General features: G+C 67.6%; 3 protein-coding genes, 1 tRNA gene and 1 pseudogene. 3 read left to right on the top strand and 2 right to left on the bottom strand.

Annotation, left to right across the window (positions count from 1 at the left end; all coding sequences use genetic code 11):
* From WBA11_RS12140 to WBA11_RS12130, 3 genes are all read left to right on the top strand, one after another.
* Positions 1-493 (top strand): HmuY family protein (locus WBA11_RS12140; protein WP_424520942.1); only part of this gene is annotated, 493 nt, incomplete at its 5' end.
* Between the two features lie 24 nt (positions 494-517).
* Positions 518-730, top strand: a complete 213-nt coding sequence (locus WBA11_RS12135; RefSeq protein ID WP_424520941.1) for a DUF6989 domain-containing protein — start codon at positions 518-520, stop codon at positions 728-730.
* Positions 731-830: 100 nt separating this feature from the next.
* A tRNA-Ser gene (locus WBA11_RS12130) sits at positions 831-917 on the top strand.
* A gap of 87 nt (positions 918-1,004) precedes the next feature.
* On the opposite strand, the gene WBA11_RS12125 is transcribed toward WBA11_RS12130, so the two are convergent.
* Together WBA11_RS12125 and WBA11_RS12120 are read right to left on the bottom strand one after the other, a co-directional pair.
* Positions 1,005-1,541 carry a hypothetical protein gene (locus WBA11_RS12125; protein ID WP_424520940.1) on the bottom strand — a complete coding sequence of 179 codons (537 nt, stop codon included), beginning with the start codon at positions 1,539-1,541 and terminating at the stop codon, positions 1,005-1,007.
* Between the two features lie 24 nt (positions 1,542-1,565).
* A pseudogene (locus WBA11_RS12120) lies at positions 1,566-1,790 on the bottom strand (N-acylglucosamine 2-epimerase); the annotation flags it as partial.

Here is a 1,790-nt window from a genome sequence, read left to right as displayed (position 1 = left end):
GACGTTCTCCGGTGGCATGCGCGGCGGTATCGGCCCGTACACGCTTTTCTCCCTCGAGGACGGCGCTGTTGTCGTCGCAGGCGACGCGACCTCGAGGGCGGACTCGGCCTCGACGGCGTGGGACCTCGGGCTGCGCGGCAACGAGGTGATCCTGAACGGTGGGACGAGCGGCCCCGGCGAGCTCCGCGGCGCCCTGGTCGACGTCGCCTTCGACGTCCTCGAGGCCGTCCCGGCCGGTGTCGCGCAAGACGGCGAGACCGAGTGCCCACGTGGCGAGGCGCGCGTGGTGTGCCACGGCTCCGGGAACGGCTGGTACCTCTACGCTGAGAACGGCGTCCAGCCGATTCCAGGCAAGACGTTGGTCGTTGTCCGCCCCGACGGTTCGGCCCTCAAGGTCCGCTTTGCCGAGTACGAGTTGGCCCCCGACCTGGGCGGCCCACGTCCTCGGTACGTGACCCTCGAGGTCGCCCCGCTGGCTGTGCATGAGGGGTAGTGGGCGCTGCTGCCGATCTCGGGAGTGTGGGAGCCCGTCGGCGTCACGACGGGTGGGACCGTGGTGCTGTACGTTGTGATTCCCGAGGTCTTGCTGTCCGTCGAGACCTGTCTCGTGTTCGATCTCACGCCTCAGCCGCCGCTCATCGTTCGGGTGACCTCGGCGACGCCGATCTCACTCTTGTACCTCGGGTCACTTGTGGCGTCATACCACGTGTTGGAGGTTCTGCTCGCCTAATCGTTGGCTGCGCCGATCTGTCGGTTCTCGAGGTCGGCCCGCGTTCCGGGAGTCTTCATGGCCGAGTCCGGGCTGACCCGGTGTAGTTTCCACGTCCCCAGGAGAGGTGCCAGAGTGGTCGAATGGGGCAGTCTCGAAAACTGTTGTGCCCTTGCGGGTACCGTGGGTTCGAATCCCACCCTCTCCGCCGAGCCCGGCCTGAGCATCTGTCTCGGGCCGGGTTTCGTGCGTCCGGGCGACCCGTCCTCGAGGGCGTGTTTTGTGGACGGCGGTCTTAGTCGAGTGGGGCACCAGCGGCAACCCAGTCTGCCATCGCAGCAGCGCCGGCGACCTCGAAGCGGTAGGTCGGCTCGCCGAGCGCGGTCGGTGACCCTGGAGTCCGGGCTCGCTCGAAGACCATGACGGACGGGATTGCGATCATCCGTTCCTCGAGGCCATCCGGCCGCCACAGGTGGAGGCGAGCGGTCGTGTTGCCCCAGTTTCGCCCGACCGCGATCTCATCGAAGGCGCCCGACGTCGCGAGGAATGCCATCCCGTCTTCGATGCTCCAGTCGAGGGCGGCCCCGACGACGGAGAACGACTTGCCCTCGAGGGCGGCCCGCTCGGTGAGCAAGACCTTGGCCCGCTCGAGGTCCGACTTGAACGCGGGGTCCTGGCACGGAATGCAGGTCGACTGGCCGAAGTAGACCAGGACGAGCTCTGGGATGTCCTCGTACTGCTGCTGCTCGTCGCGCTCGTAAGCCGGACGGTACTCCTGGGCCGTCGCCGTGAGAGGAACTAAGAGGGCGGCGAGAAACAGAGCGCGACGCATGAGTCCAGGAGGAGAGGGCACAAGCTAAAGAGCGCCGGCCTTCGGCTGGCTGAGAGCGTCCTCAAGGTCGCGGAGGCGCTCCCAGCACAGCCAGAGCGCGCGCGGCACGTGGAAGCAGCCCTTGTACGGTCCGCCCTTGAACCGGTGCGTGACGCGGCCCTCGCGGTCGAGGTAGCCGAACCACTCGCCGTGCTCCGGGTCCGGGAAATGCTCGAACGTGTACGCGTCGACCTCGAGGAAGCGCGCCCA

The sequence above is a fragment of the Rubrivirga sp. genome (assembly GCF_049648075.1).
Lineage (GTDB): Bacteria > Bacteroidota > Rhodothermia > Rhodothermales > Rubricoccaceae > Rubrivirga.
The sequence above is the reverse complement of the archived record's forward strand: the minus strand, read 5'-3'. Positions and strand labels throughout refer to the sequence as shown.